The organism is Hymenobacter psoromatis (assembly GCA_001596155.1).
In the GTDB taxonomy this organism is placed as follows: Bacteria; Bacteroidota; Bacteroidia; order Cytophagales; family Hymenobacteraceae; genus Hymenobacter.
Map to the genome: position 1 here is coordinate 4,365,849 of CP014771.1, position 20,640 is coordinate 4,386,488.

Consider the following 20,640-nt stretch of genomic DNA (forward strand, 5'->3'; position numbering starts at 1 on the left):
TTCGCGGTTAGTTTATTGCTGGTAGGAGGGCTGGCCACGGCTGGCCGGGCGCAGGGCGTCGAGCCCGCCGGGGGGGGTAGGGCGGCCCCGGAAGTTGCCCCCGCTAAGCTCACGCGCAAGGAGCGCCGCGAGCTGGCCCAGAGTCTCGAAATTGAGGCCAAAAAGCAGGCGTCCCGCCCGCCGCTCTCGGCCAGAGAACGCGAGCTGAGCGAGGCGCTTTATATCGATGGCGTAAAATATGTCATCCTGGAAGACTACCCCAAGGCTCTGGAGCGGCTGCTGAAAGCCTACACGCTGATGCCCGAAAACGCGGCCGTCAACTACAAGCTGGCCGAGGCTAACCTGCTGAGCGGCAACCTGCGCGACGCCACCGGCTACGCCGAAGCCGCCGTGAAGCTTGATGATAAAAATCCGTACTATTATCTGCTGCTGGCCCAGACGCAGGCCAGCCAGAAGCAGTACGAAGCCGCTACCGCCACCTACGCCAGCCTGGTGAAGGAGGTGCCCAACTCGGGCAGCTACCTCTTTCAGCTCGCCGACCTCTACCTGGCTCAGAACAAGCTGCCTGAAGCCCTAGCGACCCTCGATAAAGCCCAGCAGCAATTCGGTAGTCTCGACGAGATTTCCTTTAAGAAGCAGCAGATATATCTGCGCCAGAACAACCTGCCGCTGGCCCTGAAAGAGGGCGAAAGCCTCATCGCGGCCAACCCTACCGAGCCGCGCTTCGTGCTGGCCCAGGCCGAGATGTACGCCGCTAATAACCGCCTGCCCGATGCCCTGCGCGTGGCCGCCCAGGCCCTACGCCTCGACCCTGGCAACCCCTCGGCCCACCTCATTCTGGCCGACGTGTATCGCCAGGAAAACCAGCCTGCCGAGGTCGAAAAGCACCTGCGGCTGGCCTTCGATAGCCCGGCGCTCGAAATTGACCAGGAAGTGCGCATTCTGGTAGGCTATATCAAGCAGCTGCCCGACCCCAAAATCGCGCCTCTGGCCCTCGACCTGGCCGCCGCTGCCGTGCGCAACCACCCGCGCGAGGCCAAGGCCTACAGCGTGGCCGCCGACGTGCAAATGCAGACCGGCCACAAAAAAGAAGCCCGTAATACCTACCTCAAAGCTCTCAAATACGACAAGTCCAAGTTTCAGCTCTGGCAGCAGGTGGTGCTGCTCGATGCCGAGCTGAACCAGACCGACTCGCTGCTGGTGCACAGCGACCAGGGCCTGGAGTTGTTTCCCAACCAGGCACCGTTGTGGTTTTACAAGGGGGTAGGGCACCTGCAAAAAAAGCAGCCCCAGCAGGCGGTGCAGGCCCTGGAGCACGGCCGCCGCCTGGCCGCCGGCAACGTGGAGCAGCAGAGCCAGTTCGACTCGCAGCTCGGCGATGCTTACCAGGAAATGAAGGAGTACGCCAAGTCGGACGCCGCCTACGACGCAGTGCTCACCACCGACCCCAACAACTACGCGGTGCTCAACAACTACAGCTATTACCTGAGCCTGCGCGGCGAAAAGCTCGACAAGGCCAAGGAGATGGCGGGCCGCACGGTGGCCAAATTTCCCGACAACGACACCTACCTCGATACCTACTCCTGGGTGCTCTACAAGCAGAAGGACTACGCCGGCGCGCGCTCAAATCTGGAGAAAGCCGCCAAGGCCACCAAGGACGCAAGCATCCTGGAGCACTACGGCGACGTATTGTGGCAGCTCGGCGACCACGCCGGGGCCGTGGCGGCCTGGCAGCGCGCCCGCAAAGCCGGGCCGGGTGCCTCGCCGCTGCTCGACCGTAAAATAAAAGACCAAAAATTGTATGAATAAATCTGCGCTGCTCCTGGCCGGGCTGGCCCTAGCGGGCTGCCACCGCGTGCCCACTACCAAAGGTTCGATTGGGGCCAATACTTCGACCCCCGTGGCGGCTACTGTCGTGACGCCGGCTGGCGTGAAAGCCACTAATACCAGCTTTCAGTACCTGAATGGGCACGGCAAAGTACATTTCAAAGCCAAGGACACGGAGCAATCGGCCAACTTCGCGCTGCGCGTGCGGCGCGACTCGGCCATCTGGCTCTCGGGCTCGTTGCTGGGCATTGAGGGGGTAAGGGCGCTGCTCACACCCGATTCGGTGCGGGTAGTGAACCGCTTGAAAAAGACCTACTTCGCCGGCGACTACGCCTACCTGAGCCAGCTGCTGAACGTGCCCGTGACCTACCGCCAGATGCAGGACATCCTGCTCGGCGACTACCAGGCGGCCCCCAAGGGCGCGCTGCCCGTCCTCAAAACGGAGGGCGACAACCAGTCCGTCACTTACCCGCAGGCCCCGCTCATCATCGAGCAGCTGCTGAGCCTGAGCACTGGCCGCCTCCAGCAGCTGAAAGTGAGCGAAAGCGCCGCCCAGCGCAGCCTCACGGTGGGCTACGCCGACTTTCAGAAGCCCAGCGGGGCCGACCTGCCCTTCGCCTATTCCACCACCGTGCTGGGCCAGCAGGGCGGCACCGAAAGCACCACCGCCACCCTCAACTATCAAAAAGTCGAAGTCGGCTCGGGGCATCTTGATTTCCCGTTTAGCGTACCGAAGGGCTACGCCAAGCAGACGAAGGTGAAAAAGTAGGGGGTAGGGTTTCGAGCCATTTCTTTGACGTCGAAGCCATAGGATAAAAGTAAACCTGAGTATGCCGGGCTGTTGGTAAAGTAATTCATTCGACTTATTCAACGTGAAAAACCTTCTAATCCTTGCTTTGGCAATACTGACTACTACGTTCGCCACGAGCTGCGGTAAATCAGACACCACTGCTACTCTGAGAGCAGTAGACTCGGCCAAGGTTGAAGTGCTCACGAAGAGTTTTGATAACTGGTACCGCTACACGTACTATAATGTACTGCTGTCCCGCGATTTTAAGGGATTGGACACGGCTGGCCAGTTGCTATCGAAAAGGGCTTTTTTAAGTCAACTCGTTACTGGGAAGGTGCTGGCGCTGGCCCTTGGTACCGACCACAAGCAGCCGGTTTACCAATTGGGCAGCTATCCTGGCAACTCTGACCCAGCTATCCGGACCACTAGTAAGCAATTGGCGGAAGAAGAGCTAAGTAACTATAATCGGGAAGGCCAACGGATGCCTGATTATAAATTCGTTGATTTGAATGGAGTTACCTATACCCAAGCCAGTACTAAGGGGAAAATAGTGGTGCTGAAATTTTGGTACATTGGGTGCATTGCCTGTGTTGATGAATTTCCGGAAATTAATGCACTTGTGGATAAATACCAGCAGAATAAAGACGTGCTATTCGTGAGTTTGGCGATGAACGAGGCGAAGAGCTTACGTAAATTTCTGAAAGGCCAGGAAGTAAAATTTTCTGTAGTGCCGGCCAGCAAATCCTATTTGGTCGATACGCTGCAGGTCAGGGAATATCCCACGCATTTTATCCTGGGCAGAGATGGCAGAATTGCTAAAGTCACCACTAAAGCCAGTGACTTGGCCGTTGCCTTACAGAAAGAAATTCAATCTCACTGAGTATCCGTCACTCGCCGTCCAGCAAAGATTCTGGGCTTGGCCTAGGGCGTAGTAAAGCCGAGGCCCACGGCTAAGCCCCAGATTCGTGCGTTATTTTGTGGGGCGGTGGCTTGCCCGCCGCGCTCGGCTTTGGTTGTGACCTTTTTTCTATCCTTTTTTACGCGGCGCATGGGGCCGGCTCTGCTGTTGCTGGGGCTGCTGGCGGGGCCGGCCCTGGCCCAGCGCCACCGCCCGGCCAAAAAAACCAGTCACGCGGCGAAGTCCCGCCGCGCGCCGCGCCGGGCCGCCGCGCGTCATACCCCCCGACCGCACGGCAAGAGCAAGGCGCAGCTGGAGGGCGAGCGCCAAGCCAACCTGGCGCGCATCCAGGAGGCGGGTAAAGTGTTGACTCAGACCACCCAGAAGAAGCAAGTGTCGCTGGGCCAGCTCAACGTTATCAAGGAAAAGCTGACGGTGAAGCAGGGCCAGATTCAGCACATCTCGACCCAGCTGCAAGGCATCGAAACCAACGTGCATCAGACCGTGCGGCAGGTGCTGAGCACCCAGGAGCAGCTGGCGCGCCTCAAGGCCGAGTATGGCCGGCTGCTCTACACGGCCGCCAAAACGAGCGGCGGCTACAACCAGCTCCTGTTCCTGTTCGCCGCCGAGTCGTTCAACCAATTCGTGCTGCGGCTGCGCTACGTGCGCCAGTACACCGAGGAGCGCCAGCGCCAGGCCCTGCGCATCCTGGGCGCGCAGCAGCAGCTGAGCCACGAGCTGGATGGCCTCACGCAGCAGCGCCAGCGCCAGAAAAGCTTGCTCACCAATCAATTAGTAGAAAGCCGCAACCTGCAAGGCCTGAAAGTGGAGCAGGACGAAGTGGTGCAGCAGCTGAGCCAGCAGGAGCAGGGCCTGCGCCAGGAATTGGTTCAGCGCCAGCAGGCCGTGGCCCGCCTCGACGACCTCATTGCCCAGCGCGTGCGCGAAGAAATAGCCCGCGCCGCCCGCGAGGCCCGCCTCGCCGCCGTGGCCGCCCGCCGCCGCGCCGCCCGCGCCGAAGCCGCTGCCAGCCGCCGCCACTCCGCCACTACCCGCCGCGACGACCCTACCCCCCCAGCGCCGCCGAAGACGATGCCAGCGCCGCCGCCAACCCCGAAAGCGACGCGGAAGAAACCAGCGCTGACCGCCACGCCAGCCGCGTGGCCCTCACGCCCGAAACGGCCCTGCTCTCGTTGGGCTTTGCCGGCAACCGGGGGCGGCTGCCCTGGCCGGTGGCCCGCGGCTTCGTGGCCCAGCACTTTGGCCGGCACCCGCACCCGGTGCTGCACCACGTCATGGTCGATAACCGGGGCGTTGATATTCAGACCAATAATGGCGAGCCAGTGCGCTCCGTGTTCGCGGGCCGGGTGCTCACCGTGGCCCAGGTGCCAGGCATGAACACCATCGTCATGATTCAACACGGCGAATACTTCACGGTGTATGCCAAGCTGCGCTCGGTGAGCGTGCACGAGGGCCAGCAAGTGAGCGCCCGCGAAGAAATCGGCACGGCCGCCCTCGATTCGGAAGGCACCGCGCAGGTGCAGTTTCAAGTGTGGCGCAACTCGGCTAATCTGAACCCGGAGAGCTGGTTGGGCAGGAAATAGGGAGTAAAAAACGGTTAGTCAGGGCTAAAAAAGAACGTCATGCTGAGCTTGTCGAAGCATCTCGTTCGGGGTAGTAATCAATGCCGTTGCAACGATTGATTTACTACCCCACGCGAGATGCTTCGACAAGCTCAGCATGACGTTCTTTTAGGTATCGTTCAGGTGCGATTGCCGCGCTCCACTTCGTTGCGCTCGCAATGACAAACAGCTACTACAGCTCCATAATATCCTCGTTCCAAAGGGTAGGCTCGGCTTCGATAAATTCGCGCATCAGCTCCACGCACTCGGGCGAATTGAGAATTTCGACCTCCACGCCGTGCGCCTGCAGAAACTCCAGCGACTCGCCGAAAGTCTGAGCCTCGCCCACCACCACTTTCGGAATTTTGAACTGCACGATGGTGCCGGCGCACATGTAGCAGGGCATCAGCGTGGTATAGAGCACGGTGTCGCGGTAGGTGCGCTGGCGGCCGGCGTTGCGCAGAGCGTCCATCTCGCCGTGGGCGATGGGGTCGAGGTCCTGCACGCGCTTGTTGTGGCCGCGGCCCACGATATCATCTCCGCGCCGCAGCACCGAGCCAATCGGGATGCCGCCCTCGCGGCGGCCCTGCCGCGCCTCGTCGATAGCGGCTTGCATGAAAATGTCCATTTTTTTAGTTATTGATTGGTGGGTAGTGGGTACTAAAGAACGTCATTCCGAGCTTGCCGAGGAATCTCGCCCGCATAGTTGAACGAAGCCCTAACGACTGCGAGCGAGATTCCTCGGCAAGCTCGGAATGACGTTCTTTAGTATCCACTACCCCAAACTTACCGCACCACTTCCACCCAGCCCTTAATCAAGGCCGAGCCATCGGGCGGCGTGAGCAGGTAGTAATAGACGCCGGCGGCCACGCCCGCGCCGTCCCAGGTGTTTTGGTAGGCGGCGTTTTCGTACACCTGCTGGCCCCAACGCGAGAACACCTGCAGGCGCGGCGGGCAGCCGCCGATGCGCGGGGCAAACCGGTCGTTCTGGCCGTCGCCATTGGGCGTGAATACGTTGGGAATCAACATGCTCTCCACTACTATGGGGGGTAGGGCCAGGGCGTCGCCGCAATGTTTCTGGTTGAAGCTTAGCGTCACGTGCGGCCGGTAGGTGCCGGCTTTCAGGTAGGTATGCGTCACGTCGAAGCCCGTCACCACCGTCGTGCTGTCATCGCCAAAATTCCACGTCAGCACCGCGTCGAGGGGTAGGGAGGCGGGGTCCTGATAAAAACGCACGGTGTACGGTGCGATTGCCGGTATCGCAAAGCCTGCATCATAAACGGTGGCGCATTGCGCCAACTCTGCCCTGACAAGCAGCACCGCTGGGGCCAGCAGCGTAATGCGCCGCGTGCTCACCACCGGGCAGGCCGTGCCCGCGTTCACGGTGTAGGTAAGCAAGAACGTGCCCGGCGCGGCCGGCGGTGTAAATAAGTTGCCTGCCGAAAGGCCCGGCCCCGCCCACGTGCCGCCCGCCGGCGTGGCCCGCAGCCGGAACGCCCGCGTGCTGCCAGGGCACAGCACCGTATCAGCGGATACCGCCACGGTGGCCGTGCCCAGCACCTCAATGGTGCTGCTGGCCTGGCTGCCCCCAGTGCCGCAGGCCAACGCCGGCGCGATGGTGTACGTGAGCCGCTGCGCCCCCACCAGGGCGGCGCTCGGGGTGAAAACGAAGCCGGCCGCCACCGAGCCGCTCACGCCCGGCCCGCTCCAGGTGCCGCCGCCCGGCGTGCCGTTGGTGAGCGGCACGGGGCCGTTGTTGGCGCACACGGTGGGGAGGGCGGCCGCCACGGCTTGCGCCGTGCCGCTCACCGTCACGGTCAGCTGGGCCGCCACGGTGCAGGCCGAGGTGGCGCCCGGCACCGTGTAGGTAAGCTGCTGAATGCCGGCCAGGGCGGGGGTAGGCGTGAAGACGAAGCCCGTTGCTGCCGAGCCGGTTACGCCCGGCCCGGTCCAGGTGCCGCCGCCCGGCGTGCCGCTCAGCCGCACGGGCGGCGAGTTGTCGCACACGGCCTGGCTGGGGCCCACGGCCGCCACGGTGGGCTCAAAATTCAGCTTGAAGGCGGCGTTGTTGCAGGGCGTGTCGTAGCCGGGCAGCGGCACGCCGCCGTTGACGGGCGAGTACGAGTTTGCCCCCGGCGGCACCGGAAAACCGTTGCGATTAAAGCACGAGCACACGGCCGCGTACACGATGCCGCGCGGGTCGAAGCGCGAGGTGCCGCCATCCACGTGGTCGCCTTCTGAGAAGGGGGTAGGGTCGCCGTAGTAGGTGGCGTAGCTCAGGGCGGTGAGGCCGGGCGCGAACTGGGCCAGGTAAAAATCGGAGCCCTGGCCCGGCGTGTCGGGCGTGGTGCGCACGGCATTGGCCGTGGTGGGCATCCCGTCGGTGTAGCCGTTGTTGGAGATGTAGCCGCTGTAATTATAGGCCTGCTGATTGACCGAGCCGCCCCAGCCGCAGGCGTACACCCGGTCGCACTGGTCCACCAAAAAGGCGGTGGGCGAAATATCAATCGTGCTGCGCCCGCTGCCAAACACCGTGCTCAGCAGCATCTTATCCAAATCAGGACTCAGCTTTTGGATAAACTGCCGGCTGCCCGCGTTGCGGTACACGCCCGCTGAAACCGGCCAGGTGCCCAGCGTCTGGCCCAGAATATACACCCCGCCATCGCCCCCCAGCTGCGCGAAAAATGCCTGGTCATAGGCGCTGGTGCCCAGGTAGGTAGCGCGCTGCACGGTGCTGCCATTGGCCGCGATGCGGGCCACGAAGCCATCAACGCTGCCCTGCGCCTGCGCCTGGTAGCCGCCCGCCGTGGCCGGGAAATTGGTGCTGAGCGTGCCGCCCGCCACGTAGGCGTTGCCGCTGGCGTCGAGCTGCACCGAATAAGCCGCGTCGGCGGCGCTGCCGCCCAGGTAGCCGCTCCACACCAGGCTGTTCAGCGCGGGCGAAAGCTTGACCACCACCGCGTCGCAGGTGCCGCCCCGGAAGCTGGTGCCAAAGCTGCCGCTCGTCACCGGAAAGTTGGTTGAGCTGGTCACCGACGCCACGTACACGTTGCCCGCCGCGTCGGTCAGGATGTCGCCGCGCAGCGCGTCGCCGTAGTTTTGCGGCAGCTGCCGGGTGGCCGAAAGCGGGTTGTAGGCCGCCATGCCGTCGTTGCCGCTGCCGCCCAGGTAGGTCGAGGCCAGCAGCGAACGGCCGTCGGCGCTCAGGCGCGAAATCACCAAGTCCGTGCCGTTGCTCACCCGGTAAATGGGCGCGGGCGCGTAGCCAAACGGGTCCACCGACTGCCCGCCCGCGAAGCCGCGCTGCAACGCGCCGCTGGTAGTGGGGTAGTTGGTCGAAGACGTGCTGCCCAGCACCAACAGCTCGCCCTGCGCGTTCACCACCAGGCTGCTCGGAAAGTCGGCGCGATTGCCGCCCAAATAAGTGGCCCACACCCGCGCCGCCGCCCCATTCGCCGCCGGGTTATATTTAATAAGTGCAATGTCGATGATGCCGCCAAACGTGGTCTGAAACGCGCCCGCCGTGACGGGGTAGCTCGGAATGGCCACCATATCATCCAGCACAATACCGCCCGAGTACAGGTTGCCCGCCGCGTCATACGTCGCCGTGAAACCCCAGTTGCTGCCCTTGGCTCCCGAGTAGGTCGAAAACACCACCGTGGGGTCAATCACCAGCGGCCGGCCGTGGTCATACGCCCCCAGCGCGAACGACACCCGCGCCGTCTCCGCGTCCAGGCGGTAGCGGCAGCCCACCGGCTGCCGCGCCCCGGTGGCCGGGTCCAGCTGGTAGGCGTGGGGTAGCAGCTCGGTCAATTCGCCCACCGACGTGCCCACGTGCAGCTGCCCATCGGCGCTGAGCGTGAGGCTCGTAGCGCCTTCGTAAACTAATTGTACCTGACCCGCATCGGCTCCGGTCGCCACTTCAAAATCATACTCTAAGTGCTGGGTCGCGTTCTCATAAAAGCGGGCGGCCACGCCGGGCCACGGTGCTTCGTAGCGCACTTGCCGGTAGCTGGGCACGGCCTGCGCCCACTGGGCGGGGTCGGCACCGTGCAGGAAGTTGCGCACCTCGCCGGTGGCCTGGCTGGGCAGCAGGGGGGTAGCGCTATCGGCCCCCGCGAAGCGCACCCGCAACTGGTGGCCGCGCACCGGCGCGGCGGCCTCGGCGGGGGTAGGGGCCACCGCGGCGGCGCGGGCGCTGGCCTTCGCCGAGGCTTTGGCCGAGGCGCTGTTGCCGTTTTCCAAGTGCGGGTGCGCGATGGGCTCCAGCAAGATGTAGCGCAGGCCGCCCGGCTCCAGGCACAGGTGGCCGCCCGGCACGGCCGCCGCGTAGCGCACGGCGGCGGGCCACTGGCCCCGGTTGGCCACAAATTCCAGGCTGGGGGCCGCTTCGGGCAGGGCCACGGGCGTGGCGGGCCGGCCGGCGGGCAGGTGCTGGCCGTGCGCAACTGCGTTCAAGGCCACTAAGTAGAGACTAGCGTAAAACTTTTTCCACATAAAATAGGCCGTAAGCAATGTAGTTGTAAAGCTAAGCCCTGGCGGCCTATGCTGCAACTGGTCTGCCGCGGCCGGGCGCGGCGGGCGTATTTTTGCCGGGCCGGGGGCCAGTTGGCGCGCCGCCGGCCCTTTGTGCGTCGCTTGCTGTCCTACCGTTTTACCCTGCTGGTGCTGCTGGGCTTGCTGCTGAGCGTGGCTGCCGAGCGGGTGCCGGCCGGCCAGCTGGCGCTGGCCCCGCTGCTGGCCCTCACGGTGCCGCTGTGGCTGGCGCTCACGGCGGGGGTAGGGCTGGGCTGGGCGCTGCGCGGCCGGCGCATCGCGCTGCTGCCGCTGGCGGCGCTGGCGCTCGCCTGGCCGCAGGTGCAGCGCGGCCTGCCGCTTCATTTAACAGGTAATAATTATCAGTTAGCAAGCAATAATCAGAAACCAGGAACCAGCGACCAGAAACCAGGAACCACCCTCCGCCTGCTCTCGGCCAACGTGCGGATTTTCAACGTGTACGCGCAGCTGCGCAAGCCCGACCCGGCGGCCCCAGCCAAGGCTATCGAGTGGCTGGCCGCCAGCCCCGCCGACGTGCTGTGCCTCCAGGAGTTTTACAATGAGCCGGCCGGCACGAAATCCGCCGACGGCGACTTGTTTCGGGTGGGGGAGAAGCTGGGGGTGGACGTTGGCCGGCAGGTTTTTATCTCCAAAAGCCTGACCAACAGTATTGGGGCCGAATTTGGCCTGGCCATTTTTTCGCGGCTGCCCATCGTGGGGCGGGGCGAAATCGCGTTCGGCCGCCTCAGCCAGAATCATGCGATGTGGGTGGATGTGGCCGGCCCCGGCCCGCACGATACGGTGCGGATTTTCAACGCCCACCTCCAGAGCATGAGCCTCGATGAGCGCGACATCGTGACGGCCGGCTCCAGCCAGGCTGGCTTCAAAACCAAGGGTAGGGGCCTGCTCGGGCGCTTTGTGCGCGGCGCGGCGGCCCGCGCCTGGCAGGCCGATACGCTGCTGGCCCACATCGCCCGCTCGCCCTACCCCGTGCTGCTGGCCGGCGACCTCAACGACGTGCCCTATTCCTATGCCTACAACGCGCTGGCTGGCCCGCTCCAAAATGCCTGGGCGACAGTGGGTTTCGGGCCGGGCAACACCTACCACGGCCGCCTACCCCCCCTGCTGCGCATCGACCAGCAGTTTGCCGGCCCGCGCTGGCGGGTGCTGGCCTGCCGCATTCACGACGAAATCCCGTATTCCGACCATTTTCCGGTGGAAGGATTATACCAATTGAAGTAGCGCGAAGTTTCCACTTCGTGCGCGAGCAAAGCGAGTAGGCGGGGCCGGACGGCGCGCACGGTACTGCTCGCTTTGCTCGCGCACGAAGTGGAAACTTCGCGCTACTTGCCCAACTTTGCCGGACCTTTGCCGTTGGCCACGGCCCGCTTATCAACCATCGGAAAAACTGATAGCTGATACTTGATGCCTGATGCCTGATAACTGAAAAAATGCTGACCCTCTATAATACGCTGACCCGTAAAAAGGAATCTTTCGAACCGCTGCACCCGCCGCTGGTGGGCCTCTACCTCTGCGGCCCTACCGTGTATAACGATGCCCACTTGGGCAACGCGCGCGGCCCTATCGTGTTCGACGTGCTCACGCGCTACCTGCGCTATTTGGGCTACCAGGTGCGCTACGTGCGCAACATCACCGACGTGGGTCACCTCGTGGGCGATGGCGACGAGGGCGAGGACAAGCTGGCCAAAGCCGCCCGCGCCCAGCAGCTGGAGCCCATGCAAGTGGCGCAGCACTACACCGTGCGCTACCGCCAGGCGATGGCCGCGCTGGGCTGCTTACCCCCCGACATTGAGCCGCAGGCCAGCGGCCACATCACCGAGCAAATAGCTCTTATTGAGGAGATAATCGGCCGCGGCCTGGCCTATGAGATTAATGGCTCGGTGTATTTCGACGTGCCTAAGTACAACGCCGAGGGCCTGAACTACGGCCGCCTTTCGGGCCGCGTGGTGGAAGAATTGCTGGCGGGCACCCGCGCCGAGCTGGCCGGGCAGGCCGAAAAGCGCTCGCCCCAGGACTTCGCGCTCTGGAAAAACGCCGCGCCCGAGCACCTCATGCGCTGGCCCTCGCCCTGGGGCCTGGGCTTCCCCGGCTGGCACCTCGAATGCTCGGCCATGAGCCGCAAGTACCTCGGCGCTGCGTTCGACATTCACGGTGGCGGGCTCGATTTGATGTTTCCGCACCACGAATGCGAAATCGCGCAGAACGAGGCCAGCGACACGCCCGGCACCGGCGCGCGCTTCTGGCTCCACAACAACATGCTGACCGTGAACGGCCAGAAGATGAGCAAGTCGCTGGGCAACTTCATCACCCTCAACGAGTTTTTTCAGGGGGGTAGCGCGGCGCTCTCGCAGGCCTACTCGCCCATGACGCTGCGCTTCTTCTTCCTGCAAGCCCACTATCGCTCGCCCATCGACCTCAGCGACGATGCCCTGCAAGCCGCCCGCAAAGGCTACCGCAAGCTCATGAATGGGTTGCGGCTTTTGGACAGTGAAAAGTTAAGAGTTCAGAGTGAAGAGTTTGAAATTGACGAGCAAAAGCTAGCCGCTAACAGCCAGCAGCTGATAGCTTTAAGCCAAAAGCCGTTCGAGTTTCTGAACGATGACCTGAACACGCCGCGCGCGCTGGCCGCGCTTTTCGACCTGCTCAAGCGCTTTAACACGCTGGCCACTACCCCCGCCGCGCTGGCTGAAGTCAGCCCCGAGGCCGTGGCGGAGGCCGCCGCGGCCTACCGCGCCGTGGTGGTCGATATTCTGGGCTTGCGCGACGAGCCCCGCGCCAGCGCCGAAGAATTATTGGCGCTCGCGCTGGGTTTCTACCAGGAAGCCAAATCGGCGAAAGCCTACGACAAGGTGGACCAAATTCGCAGCGCCCTCAAAACCCAGGGCATCGTGATTAAGGATACCAAAACCGGCGTCGAGTGGGCGTATAGCGAAGAGTAGTTTATACTTGTTAGGAAATGAGATGCCCCGAGAACGTCCTTCCGAGCTTGCCGAGGAATCTCGCGTGCCGTCGTCCAGGCTGCGTTCCACGACGCGGGCGAGATTCCTCGGCAAGTTCGGAAGGACGTTCTTTTTCGCAATTCATTCCACGAAGAATACTTTAATCCTGCGAGATACCGCGTGAAAAACATCCTTCCCCGCCTGGGCCTGCTGGCCGCCGCGGCCACCCTGCTCACGGCCTGCCCCTCCGAAAAGCCGGCCGAAACCGCTACCCCCCCCGCCGCGACCCAAACCCACCCGACCCCGGTTTTCAACGCCGACTCGGCCTACGCGTTCACGGCCAAGCAGGTGGCCTTCGGGCCGCGCGTGCCCAACTCGAAGGCGCACGTGGCCTGCGGCAACTATTTGGCGGCCACCCTCAAGCGTTTTGGACTGACCGTGCGCGAGCAGCCGTTCGAGGCCATGACCTTTGACGGCACCCAGATTAAGGGCCGCAACATCATCGCGCAGTATCAGCCCAGGGCGGCGCGGCGCGTGGCCCTGTTCGCGCACTGGGACACCCGGCCCTTCGCCGACGCCGACAAGGGAGCCAAGAAAAACAAGCCGATGGACGGCGCCAGCGACGGAGCCAGCGCCGTGGCCACGGCCCTCGAAATAGCGCGCGTGCTCAGCCTCCAGCCCGATAGCCTGGCCCCGAATGTGGGGGTAGATATTATGCTGATGGATGCCGAAGACTGGGGGTATGAGACTGGCACGCAGGCTGATATCAAGGACCAGCTCGACGAAACCAACGGCAACTCGTCGTGGTGCCTGGGCTCGCAATACTGGGCCAAGCACCTGGTGCCCGCCGGCTACAAGGCCGAATACGGCATCCTGTTCGACATGGTGGGGGCCAAGGACGGCCACTTCACCCGCGAAGGCACCTCGCTGAACAAAGCCCGCTCCGTGGTGGATAAAATCTGGAACACGGCCGCCAAGCTGGGTTACTCCGACTACTTTCTGTTCAAGGATACGGGGGCCATTCTCGACGACCACGTGTATGCCAACGAGGCGGGTGTGCCCACGGTGGACATCTACGACCACCCGGCTTTCGGCGAAGAATACTTCCCCGCCTACCACCACACCACGGCCGACAACATGAGCATTATCGACCGCAAAACCCTGAAAGCCGTGGGCCAAACGGTGCTGCAAGTGCTGTATCAGGAGTAGTGGGTAATGGGTACCAAAGAACGTCATTCCGAGCTTGCCGAGGAATCTCGCTCGCATCGTCCGGGCTTCGTTTTACGATGCGAGCGAGATTCCTCGGCAAGCTTGGAATGACGTTCTTTAGTACTCACTAACCATTACCCACTACTGCCCATCTCCTTGGTTACTTGCTCGGCCTGCTTCACGTAGCGCTGGATGTGGGTAACCAGGGCTTCCAGCACGTCGGTGAGGCGCAGGCGCAGCCAGGGGTAGAGCGGGTTGGGAATGCGCACCGCCCCGGCATCGACCTGGCGGGCCAGCAGCAGCAGGCGCAGCAGCTCGTCGAGTTGGCGGTTGAAGGCTTCGACTACGGTGCCGGTGAGGCGCACGCCAGTGGGCGCGAACTGCTTGGGGCGGCGCAACAGATTGTCTCCCAGGCCATTGTTGCGCTGGGCCGTCGCGGTGAAATAGCGGCCCAGCCAGCCGCTGCGCACCCGCGCGCCGGCCGTGGAGCCGCTGGCCTGCGCCAGGCGCAGGCACACCTTGAGGCTGGGCAGGTAGTAGCCACCCACGATATTGAGGTGCTCCAGGCACTGGGCCGCGCTCCACTTGTCATACGCGGGCCGGCGGTTAAGCTGCTCCGAATTGAGCGGCCGCAACCGTTGGTAGGATAGCACCCGCAGGGCCAGCACCTGATTGGTGAGCCGGTCGAAAAACTCGGTGGTATCGCGTGCGGAAGCACTCATAGTAAGATAAACAGCAGCCAACGCGCTAGGTTTGAGTTGTAATATTACGGCGCAGGGTGGGAACCGACCCCACCCGCTCATCGTCTTTCCTCTTGCATTTATGCAAAATCATGCTTCTGCCCTACCTCGCTTCGCGTGCGTGCTCGGGCTGCTGATGAACATAGCCGGGGGCGCGGCCGCGCGGGCTGTTCTCGACCCTGGCGGGAAAATGGGGAGCCTGGTAACCTTCGGCACATAAGCGCCAACTGCGAGTGGCGGCGACGATTTTACGCAGACGCTTTTCTGCCTGGTGTCCACTACCGAGCGCAGGCCTATCTATATAATTTTCTTTTGGCCGACTGCGTTCAACGACTTGGTTTTCTGCGTCACTGACCAGTGCGCTACGGCCCTTGCCTTCTTCGCCGTGCCGCTTGGCGGCCCGCCGCGCTAGGAATACAGTATTAATATAATAAAATTATATATAATTTAAATCAAAAAATTGAACCTGTTCAGGGTTTTGCCAGAACAGTATTAGAACGGGGTAGAGACGCAAAATTTTGCGTCTCTACCCCGTTCAATCGAAGCCCCAAACAGCCTCATTAAATAGGAACGCCTAATTGCTCGTTGATTCGTCTCGTCCGGCGTTGCGGCGTGGGGCGGTGTCATCGGCATTTTGGGGCTTGTCGCCGTCGGCGGGGCGAAAGTCCTCGCGTTTTTCCTGGCCGTAGTTCCGGGCTTTCTCCTGGTCTGTAAAGTTGTCGTGTCCGGGGCCGCGGGCACCGGGGTTCTGGTCGTCGTAGGAGCCGCCTTTGGAGCCGTAGCCCTGGCTCGTATTGCCCTCTTTCGAGCCGGCGGCGCCGAAGCCGTTGCGCGAGTCGCCGGTGTTGGGGTTGCCGGGCTGGGCTTCTTCGCTGCGCTCGTGACCATAGCCATAGCCGGGGTTTTGCGGGGCGTCGGGTGAGTTGACGGGCGCGGGCGCGCCCTGGCCGGCGGGCGCGGTGCCGCCGGGCTGCTGGTCGTGGCTACGGCCGCCCTGGCTGCCCTGGTTGTCATAGCCGCCGCGCGAGGAATGCTGGTCTTCCTGCTGGTTGCGGCCGCCGGGGCCGCCGGCCACATGGTTGTCGGGAGTACTGGCGGGCAGCCCTACCCCCGAGGTGTGGCCGTAGTCGGCGGCATAAGCCGAGCCCACGGTGGGCGAGCCGTTATCGTTCTGAAACGCCGCTACTTCGCCCGTTTTGCCGGGCAGGTTGCGGTTGTCCATTGGGTTGCCCCGGCCGTCGATTGCCGGCGGGCGGTTGGTAGTAGTATCGTTAAAATTCATGGTCGGCGGCGTGGGTGTGTCGCGCACGGCGTGGCCCTGCTGGCTGGGGCGCTCGTCGCGGCCATCGTAGGCGCGGTAGGCATTGTCCTGCATGCCCGGCTCCGAGGCGCCTTGGCCATAATATTTCTCCTCGGTGGCTTCGGCGCTGGGGCGCTCAGCGGCCGTGTCAAACTCGCGATATTGGTTGCCGTAGCCGCCGTGGGTGCCGCCCAGGTCTCCCTGCACGCCAAAAGCGCCCCGGTTGGCATCGCTGGCCTGGTTGTCGGCGCGGTTGCGGTCCTGGAAGCTGCCCTGCACGTCGTTGCCGAAGTTGCCGCCATAAATGTCGGACTGTTTCGAGTCGGTGGGCGGGGCGGGAGCGGCTTCTACGTCGGCAGGGTTGGCCTCGCGGTTATCTTGCTCGCCGCCGGGCTCCACCGCGCCTTTACCGGCGTCCATCTCACTATCAAACAGCTCTTTGCTGCTGGGCGGGGGGGTAGGGACCGGCTCGCCCGACTGCATGGCCGGCGTGGCGGGCTGCAACGAGCTGTTGGCGTTGGTGTTGCGGGCGTCGGCGCCCATCTTGGTGGTTTCGTCGGCGGGCAGGCTGGGGTGGTTGCCGGCGATTTCGTTGGGCTGGTCGTTGAGGCTGGGCATGACAAAAGGCTGAAGATGGTGAAGGGTGGTAAAGGCTGGTCGCTCCTCCTCAGCTATACGCCCCAGCGCGCCCGGCGTTGGGCTGGCCCGGCCCGGCTCAAAAAAATGCCGGCCCCGCGCCTTGGTCCGGCCGGGGCCAGGCTTACATTTGGCAACGCCATCTCTTTGCCTAATAAGCAAAGTTTTACTCCACATTATGCAACGCCGCCAATTCCTTCAGCACGGTACCCAAGCCGCCCTCGCCTCGGCTCTGCTGCCGCTCGCTGCCACCGCCGCCACCGGCACCGCAGTCCCTACCCCCCCGCCCGCGGCCGATGCTGCGCCGGCTGCCGCGCCCGTGGCCGGCTCTTTCGCCCTCAGCGAAACGAGCATCAGCGACTTGCAGGCCCAGCTAGCCAGCGGCAAAGTCACTAGCCGCAGCCTGTGCCAGCAGTATCTGGCTCGCATTGCGGCCATCGACAAGGCTGGCCCTGGCCTGAACGCCATTATTGAGCTGAATCCCGACGCGCTCAGCATTGCCGATGGGCTCGATAAGGAGCGCAAAGCTGGCAAGCTGCGCGGCCCCATGCACGGCATTCCGGTGCTTATAAAGGATAATATTGACACCGGCGACAAGATGCAGACCACCGCCGGCGCGCTGGCAATGGTGGGGCACCACGCCGCTCAGGACTCGCACGTGGCCAAGCAATTGCGCCAGGCCGGGGCCGTTATTCTGGGGAAAACCAACCTGAGCGAGTGGGCCAATTTTCGCTCCACGCACTCGGCCAGCGGCTGGAGCAGCCGCGGCGGCCAGACCCACAACCCCAACGTGCTGGACCGCACGCCCAGCGGCAGCAGCGCCGGCTCGGGCGCGGCGGCTTCGGCCAGCCTGTGCGCGGTGGCCGTGGGCACCGAAACCAACGGCTCCATCGTGTCGCCGTCGTCGGTCAATGGCCTGGTGGGCCTCAAGCCCACCGTGGGCCTGGTGAGCCGCACGGGCATTATTCCTATCTCGGCCACCCAGGACACAGCCGGCCCGATGGCCCGCTGCGTGCGCGACGCGGCCGTGCTGCTGGGCGCGATGGCCGGCCCCGACCCCGCCGATGCCGTGACGGTTTCGGCCAATAATCCGGCGAAAGCCGCCGACTATACGCGCCTGCTGCGCCCCGACGCGCTCAAAGGCCAGAAGCTGGGGGTAGAAAAAAGCCACCTCGCCAACCAGGCCATCGGCGGCGAGCTGCTGCGCAAAGCCGTGGCTGACCTCAAGGCCCAGGGCGCCACGGTGGTGGAAGTGGACGTGCGCACTCCCACCCAGCCCATCGGCGAGGCCGAGTTCGACGTGTTGCTCTACGAGTTCAAGGATGGCCTGAATAAATACCTGGCCAACACCAAAGCCCCCATGAAAACCCTGGCCGACGTGATTGCCTTTAACAAGGCCCACGCCGCCCAGGCCATGCCCTTTTTCCAGCAGGAAATTCTGGAACAAGCTGAAAAAACCGATGGCCTGGCCAGCGAGAAGTACAAAGCCGCGCTGCGCAAAGTGGTCGATATTTCCCGTGCCGCGCTCGATGAGGCCCTGAAAACCGACGGTGGCCTGGCGGGCATCTTGGGCATCACGACCGGACCGGCTGCCTGCATCGACCTCGTAAATGGCGAGTATAACACTGGTCCCGGCTACGCGGGCGCGGCGGCGATGGCGGGCTACCCCCATCTCACGCTGCCGATGGGCTACGTGCACGGCCTGCCCATTGGGTTGTCGTTCGTGGGCGCTCCTTATAAGGAAGCCGAATTGCTGGCGCTCGGCTACGCGTATGAGCAGGCGACCAAGCACCGGAAAGCCCCGGAGTTTAAGGCGGTGATTGGGTAGTAGCGCGAATTTTCCAGTTCGTGCGCGAGCGCAGTGAACAGCTTGCGTGCGGGTCGTCCGGTCCCGCCTGCTCGCTACGCTCGCGCACGAACTGGAAAGTTCGCGCTACTAACCTAAAATATCTTGCCTGGGTTCAGAATCCCGTGCGGGTCAAATACTTGCTTGATGCCGCGCATCAGGTTCAGGTTGGTTTCGGCCAGGGCAATGTGCATAAACGGCTTCTGCACCAGCCCGATGCCGTGCTCGCCCGAAATGGTGCCGCCGAGCTGCACGCAGAGCTGGAAAATCTCCGAGATAGGCTGGCGCAGGCCCACGTTCCACTGCTCGTCGGTGAGGTCGCCGCGGATGATGTTGACGTGCAGATTGCCGTCGCCGGCGTGGCCGTAGCACACGCTTTTGAAGCCGTAGCGCGCGCCAATTTCCTTCACGCCTTTGAGGAGGGTAGGGAGCTCGGCGCGCGGCACCACGGTGTCTTCCTCCTTATACACGGAGTTATAGCGCACCGAATTGCCGATGTTACGCCTAATTTTCCAGAGGTCGTCTTTCTGCCCAGCGGTGTCGGCCAGCAGAATTTCGCCCACGTCGTAGCGTTCCAATACGCCATAAACCTGCTCGGCTTCCTTATAGAGCTCGTCGAGGTCCTGGCCATCGAGCTCGATGAGCAGGTGGGCCGTGATATCCTCGGGCAGCGTGAGCGGAATTTTCAAATAATCCGAAGACCAGGCGATGGCCTCGCGCTCCATAAACTCCATGCCCGAGGGGATGATGCCGGCCCGGAACACCGCCGAAACGGCCTCCGCCGCCTGCGCCTCCCGGCGGAAGGGCACCAGCATCAGGATGTTATGCTGGGGGTAGGGCAGGAGCCGGAACACCGCTTTGGTAATAATACCCAGCGTGCCCTCCGAGCCCACCATGAGCTGCGTGAGGTTGTAGCCGGTGGCGTTTTTGAGGGTGTTGGCCCCGGTCCAGATAATGTCGCCCGTGGGCAGCACTACTTGCAGATTAAGCACGTAGTCGCGGGTGGTGCCGTATTTCACGGCCTTGGGGCCGCCGCTGCTCTGGCTGAGGTTGCCGCCCAAAAAGCACGAGCCCTTGCTGGCCGGGTCGGGGGGGTAGAAGAGGCCGACTTCCTTCACCGCGTTCTGGAATGCCTCCGTCACCACGCCCGGCTCCACGGTGGCTTGCAGGTTGCGCTCGTCAATTTTGATAATCTTATTGAAGCGCTCCATGCTGAGCACCACGCCGTTATGAATGGGCAGCGCACCGCCGCTGAGGCCGGTGCCGGCCCCGCGCGCCGTCACGGGCACCCGGTGTTCATGGCAGAGCTTCATAATGGCGCTGACCTCCTCCACGGTGGCCGGGCGCAGCACCACATCGGGCGCGAAATGCAAGTCCTCGGTGTGGTCGCGGCCGTAGGCGTCGTACTGCTGAGCCTCGGCGGTGGCCGCCGTGAGCACGTGCGCCGGAGTCACGATTTGCTCGAAAGAGGATACCAGCGCGGGGGTAAGGGCGTTGAAGGGCATGAGTGAAAAAACGCGGCCGGGGGCCGCCGGGCTATATTTGCCAGTAATGCAGTGTGAAAGAACGAAGGTACGGCCGAGGCGAAAAGCGCGCTCAGCCGCCGGCCGGCCGGCTGGCCACGGAGTTGGGCGGGGCTATTACGGCCTGGTAATCTTGCTGTTGCTGCTGGGCAGCAGCTGCCAGCGCAAGCTCAACCAGCACAACGGCCGCTACTACTCGGCCCGCGATATGGTGCGCCTCAAGCGCGGCGAGCGGGTAGCGCGGCCCAGCACAAGCAAAACCAAAGTGCGCACCGCCACGCCCAGCGGCAGCACCACCACCAAAACCGTGGTGAAGCGCCCGTTCCGCACCGGCAACGCCACCGGCGTGCTGGCCAATGTGATTGAGAATGCGCGTGGCTACCAGGGCACGCCCTACCTCTTCGGGGGCACTACCCGCATGGGCATCGACTGCTCGGCGCTGCTCCAGCTCTCGTTTGCCGACGCGGGCGTGACCATCCCGCGCTCCTCCAATGAACAAGCCGCCTGGGGCGACCCCGTTAAGCCGACCGAGCTGCGGCCCGGTGATTTTTTATTTTTTGGGGCCTCGCCCGGCTCGCAGGTCATTACCCACGTGGGCATGGTGACGGTGGTCGATGCCGAGGGGGTAGAGTTTATTCACGCCTCTACTTCGCTGGGCGTCATTGAGAACAGCTTCGAGGCCGACTATTACCTCAGTCGGTTCATTCGGGCGGTGCGGCCGCGGCTGTGAGAATAAAATGAGGAACTGATGAG

Annotated in this window: 15 protein-coding genes; 10 read left to right on the plus strand and 5 right to left on the minus strand. The window is 63.4% G+C overall.

Features of this window, described 5'->3' with window-relative positions:
• The first annotated feature begins 132 nt into the window (after nucleotides 1-132).
• The 5 genes from A0257_18555 (at nucleotide 133) to A0257_18575 (ending at nucleotide 5,119) form a co-directional block, all read left to right on the plus strand.
• Nucleotides 133-1,809, plus strand: a complete 1,677-nt coding sequence (locus tag A0257_18555) for a hypothetical protein (GenBank protein AMR29844.1) — start codon at nucleotides 133-135, stop codon at nucleotides 1,807-1,809.
• Nucleotides 1,802-2,596, plus strand: a complete 795-nt coding sequence (locus A0257_18560; protein ID AMR28902.1) for a hypothetical protein — start codon at nucleotides 1,802-1,804, stop codon at nucleotides 2,594-2,596. The genes A0257_18555 and A0257_18560 overlap by 8 nt, the downstream gene beginning before the upstream one ends.
• A 103-nt stretch (nucleotides 2,597-2,699) precedes the next feature.
• Complete coding sequence (locus A0257_18565; GenBank protein AMR28903.1) at nucleotides 2,700-3,497, plus strand: hypothetical protein; 798 nt, start codon at nucleotides 2,700-2,702, stop codon at nucleotides 3,495-3,497.
• Between the two features lie 129 nt (nucleotides 3,498-3,626).
• Entirely contained in the window at nucleotides 3,627-4,913 is a 1,287-nt protein-coding gene (locus A0257_18570; protein AMR28904.1) for a hypothetical protein, read from the plus strand.
• Nucleotides 4,868-5,119: a hypothetical protein gene (locus tag A0257_18575; GenBank protein AMR28905.1), complete on the plus strand. Its 252-nt coding sequence runs from the start codon at nucleotides 4,868-4,870 to the stop codon at nucleotides 5,117-5,119. Before A0257_18570 ends, A0257_18575 begins: the two co-directional genes overlap by 46 nt.
• A gap of 211 nt (nucleotides 5,120-5,330) precedes the next feature.
• Here A0257_18575 and A0257_18580 read toward each other — a convergent pair whose 3' ends face one another.
• Both A0257_18580 and A0257_18585 read right to left on the minus strand, forming a co-directional pair.
• Nucleotides 5,331-5,765, minus strand: coding sequence for a tRNA-specific adenosine deaminase (locus A0257_18580; protein ID AMR28906.1), 435 nt, complete (start codon nucleotides 5,763-5,765; stop codon nucleotides 5,331-5,333).
• Between the two features lie 158 nt (nucleotides 5,766-5,923).
• The gene (locus A0257_18585) at nucleotides 5,924-9,652 is read right to left on the minus strand and encodes a hypothetical protein (GenBank protein ID AMR28907.1); all 3,729 of its coding nucleotides are present in this window, start codon (nucleotides 9,650-9,652) and stop codon (nucleotides 5,924-5,926) included.
• 30 nt (nucleotides 9,653-9,682) lie between these two features.
• Here A0257_18585 and A0257_18590 point away from each other — a divergent pair, with 30 nt between their 5' ends.
• The 3 genes from A0257_18590 to A0257_18600 all read left to right on the plus strand — a co-directional run bounded on the left by A0257_18590 (nucleotide 9,683) and on the right by A0257_18600 (nucleotide 13,842).
• Nucleotides 9,683-10,915 (plus strand): hypothetical protein, encoded by a 1,233-nt coding sequence (locus A0257_18590; GenBank protein ID AMR28908.1) that lies wholly within the window; start codon nucleotides 9,683-9,685, stop codon nucleotides 10,913-10,915.
• Between the two features lie 209 nt (nucleotides 10,916-11,124).
• Complete coding sequence (locus A0257_18595) at nucleotides 11,125-12,633, plus strand: cysteine--tRNA ligase (protein AMR28909.1); 1,509 nt, start codon at nucleotides 11,125-11,127, stop codon at nucleotides 12,631-12,633.
• Nucleotides 12,634-12,813: 180 nt separating this feature from the next.
• Nucleotides 12,814-13,842 (plus strand): glutamine cyclotransferase, encoded by a 1,029-nt coding sequence (locus A0257_18600; protein AMR28910.1) that lies wholly within the window; start codon nucleotides 12,814-12,816, stop codon nucleotides 13,840-13,842.
• A 134-nt stretch (nucleotides 13,843-13,976) separates the two neighbouring features.
• On the opposite strand, the gene A0257_18605 is transcribed toward A0257_18600, so the two are convergent.
• Both A0257_18605 and A0257_18610 read right to left on the minus strand, forming a co-directional pair.
• Nucleotides 13,977-14,564 carry a hypothetical protein gene (locus tag A0257_18605; protein ID AMR28911.1) on the minus strand — a complete coding sequence of 196 codons (588 nt, stop codon included), beginning with the start codon at nucleotides 14,562-14,564 and terminating at the stop codon, nucleotides 13,977-13,979.
• A gap of 592 nt (nucleotides 14,565-15,156) precedes the next feature.
• Nucleotides 15,157-16,500, minus strand: coding sequence for a hypothetical protein (locus tag A0257_18610; protein ID AMR28912.1), 1,344 nt, complete (start codon nucleotides 16,498-16,500; stop codon nucleotides 15,157-15,159).
• Nucleotides 16,501-16,696: 196 nt separating this feature from the next.
• On the opposite strand from A0257_18610, the gene A0257_18615 reads away from it, so the two are divergent.
• Complete coding sequence (locus A0257_18615; protein AMR28913.1) at nucleotides 16,697-18,346, plus strand: amidase; 1,650 nt, start codon at nucleotides 16,697-16,699, stop codon at nucleotides 18,344-18,346.
• Between the two features lie 113 nt (nucleotides 18,347-18,459).
• Here the strand turns inward: A0257_18615 and A0257_18620 are convergent, their stop codons facing one another.
• Complete coding sequence (locus A0257_18620; protein AMR28914.1) at nucleotides 18,460-19,869, minus strand: dehydrogenase; 1,410 nt, start codon at nucleotides 19,867-19,869, stop codon at nucleotides 18,460-18,462.
• 151 nt (nucleotides 19,870-20,020) lie between these two features.
• On the opposite strand from A0257_18620, the gene A0257_18625 reads away from it, so the two are divergent.
• Nucleotides 20,021-20,617 (plus strand): hypothetical protein, encoded by a 597-nt coding sequence (locus tag A0257_18625; GenBank protein AMR28915.1) that lies wholly within the window; start codon nucleotides 20,021-20,023, stop codon nucleotides 20,615-20,617.
• The last annotated feature ends 23 nt before the right edge of the window (nucleotides 20,618-20,640 follow it).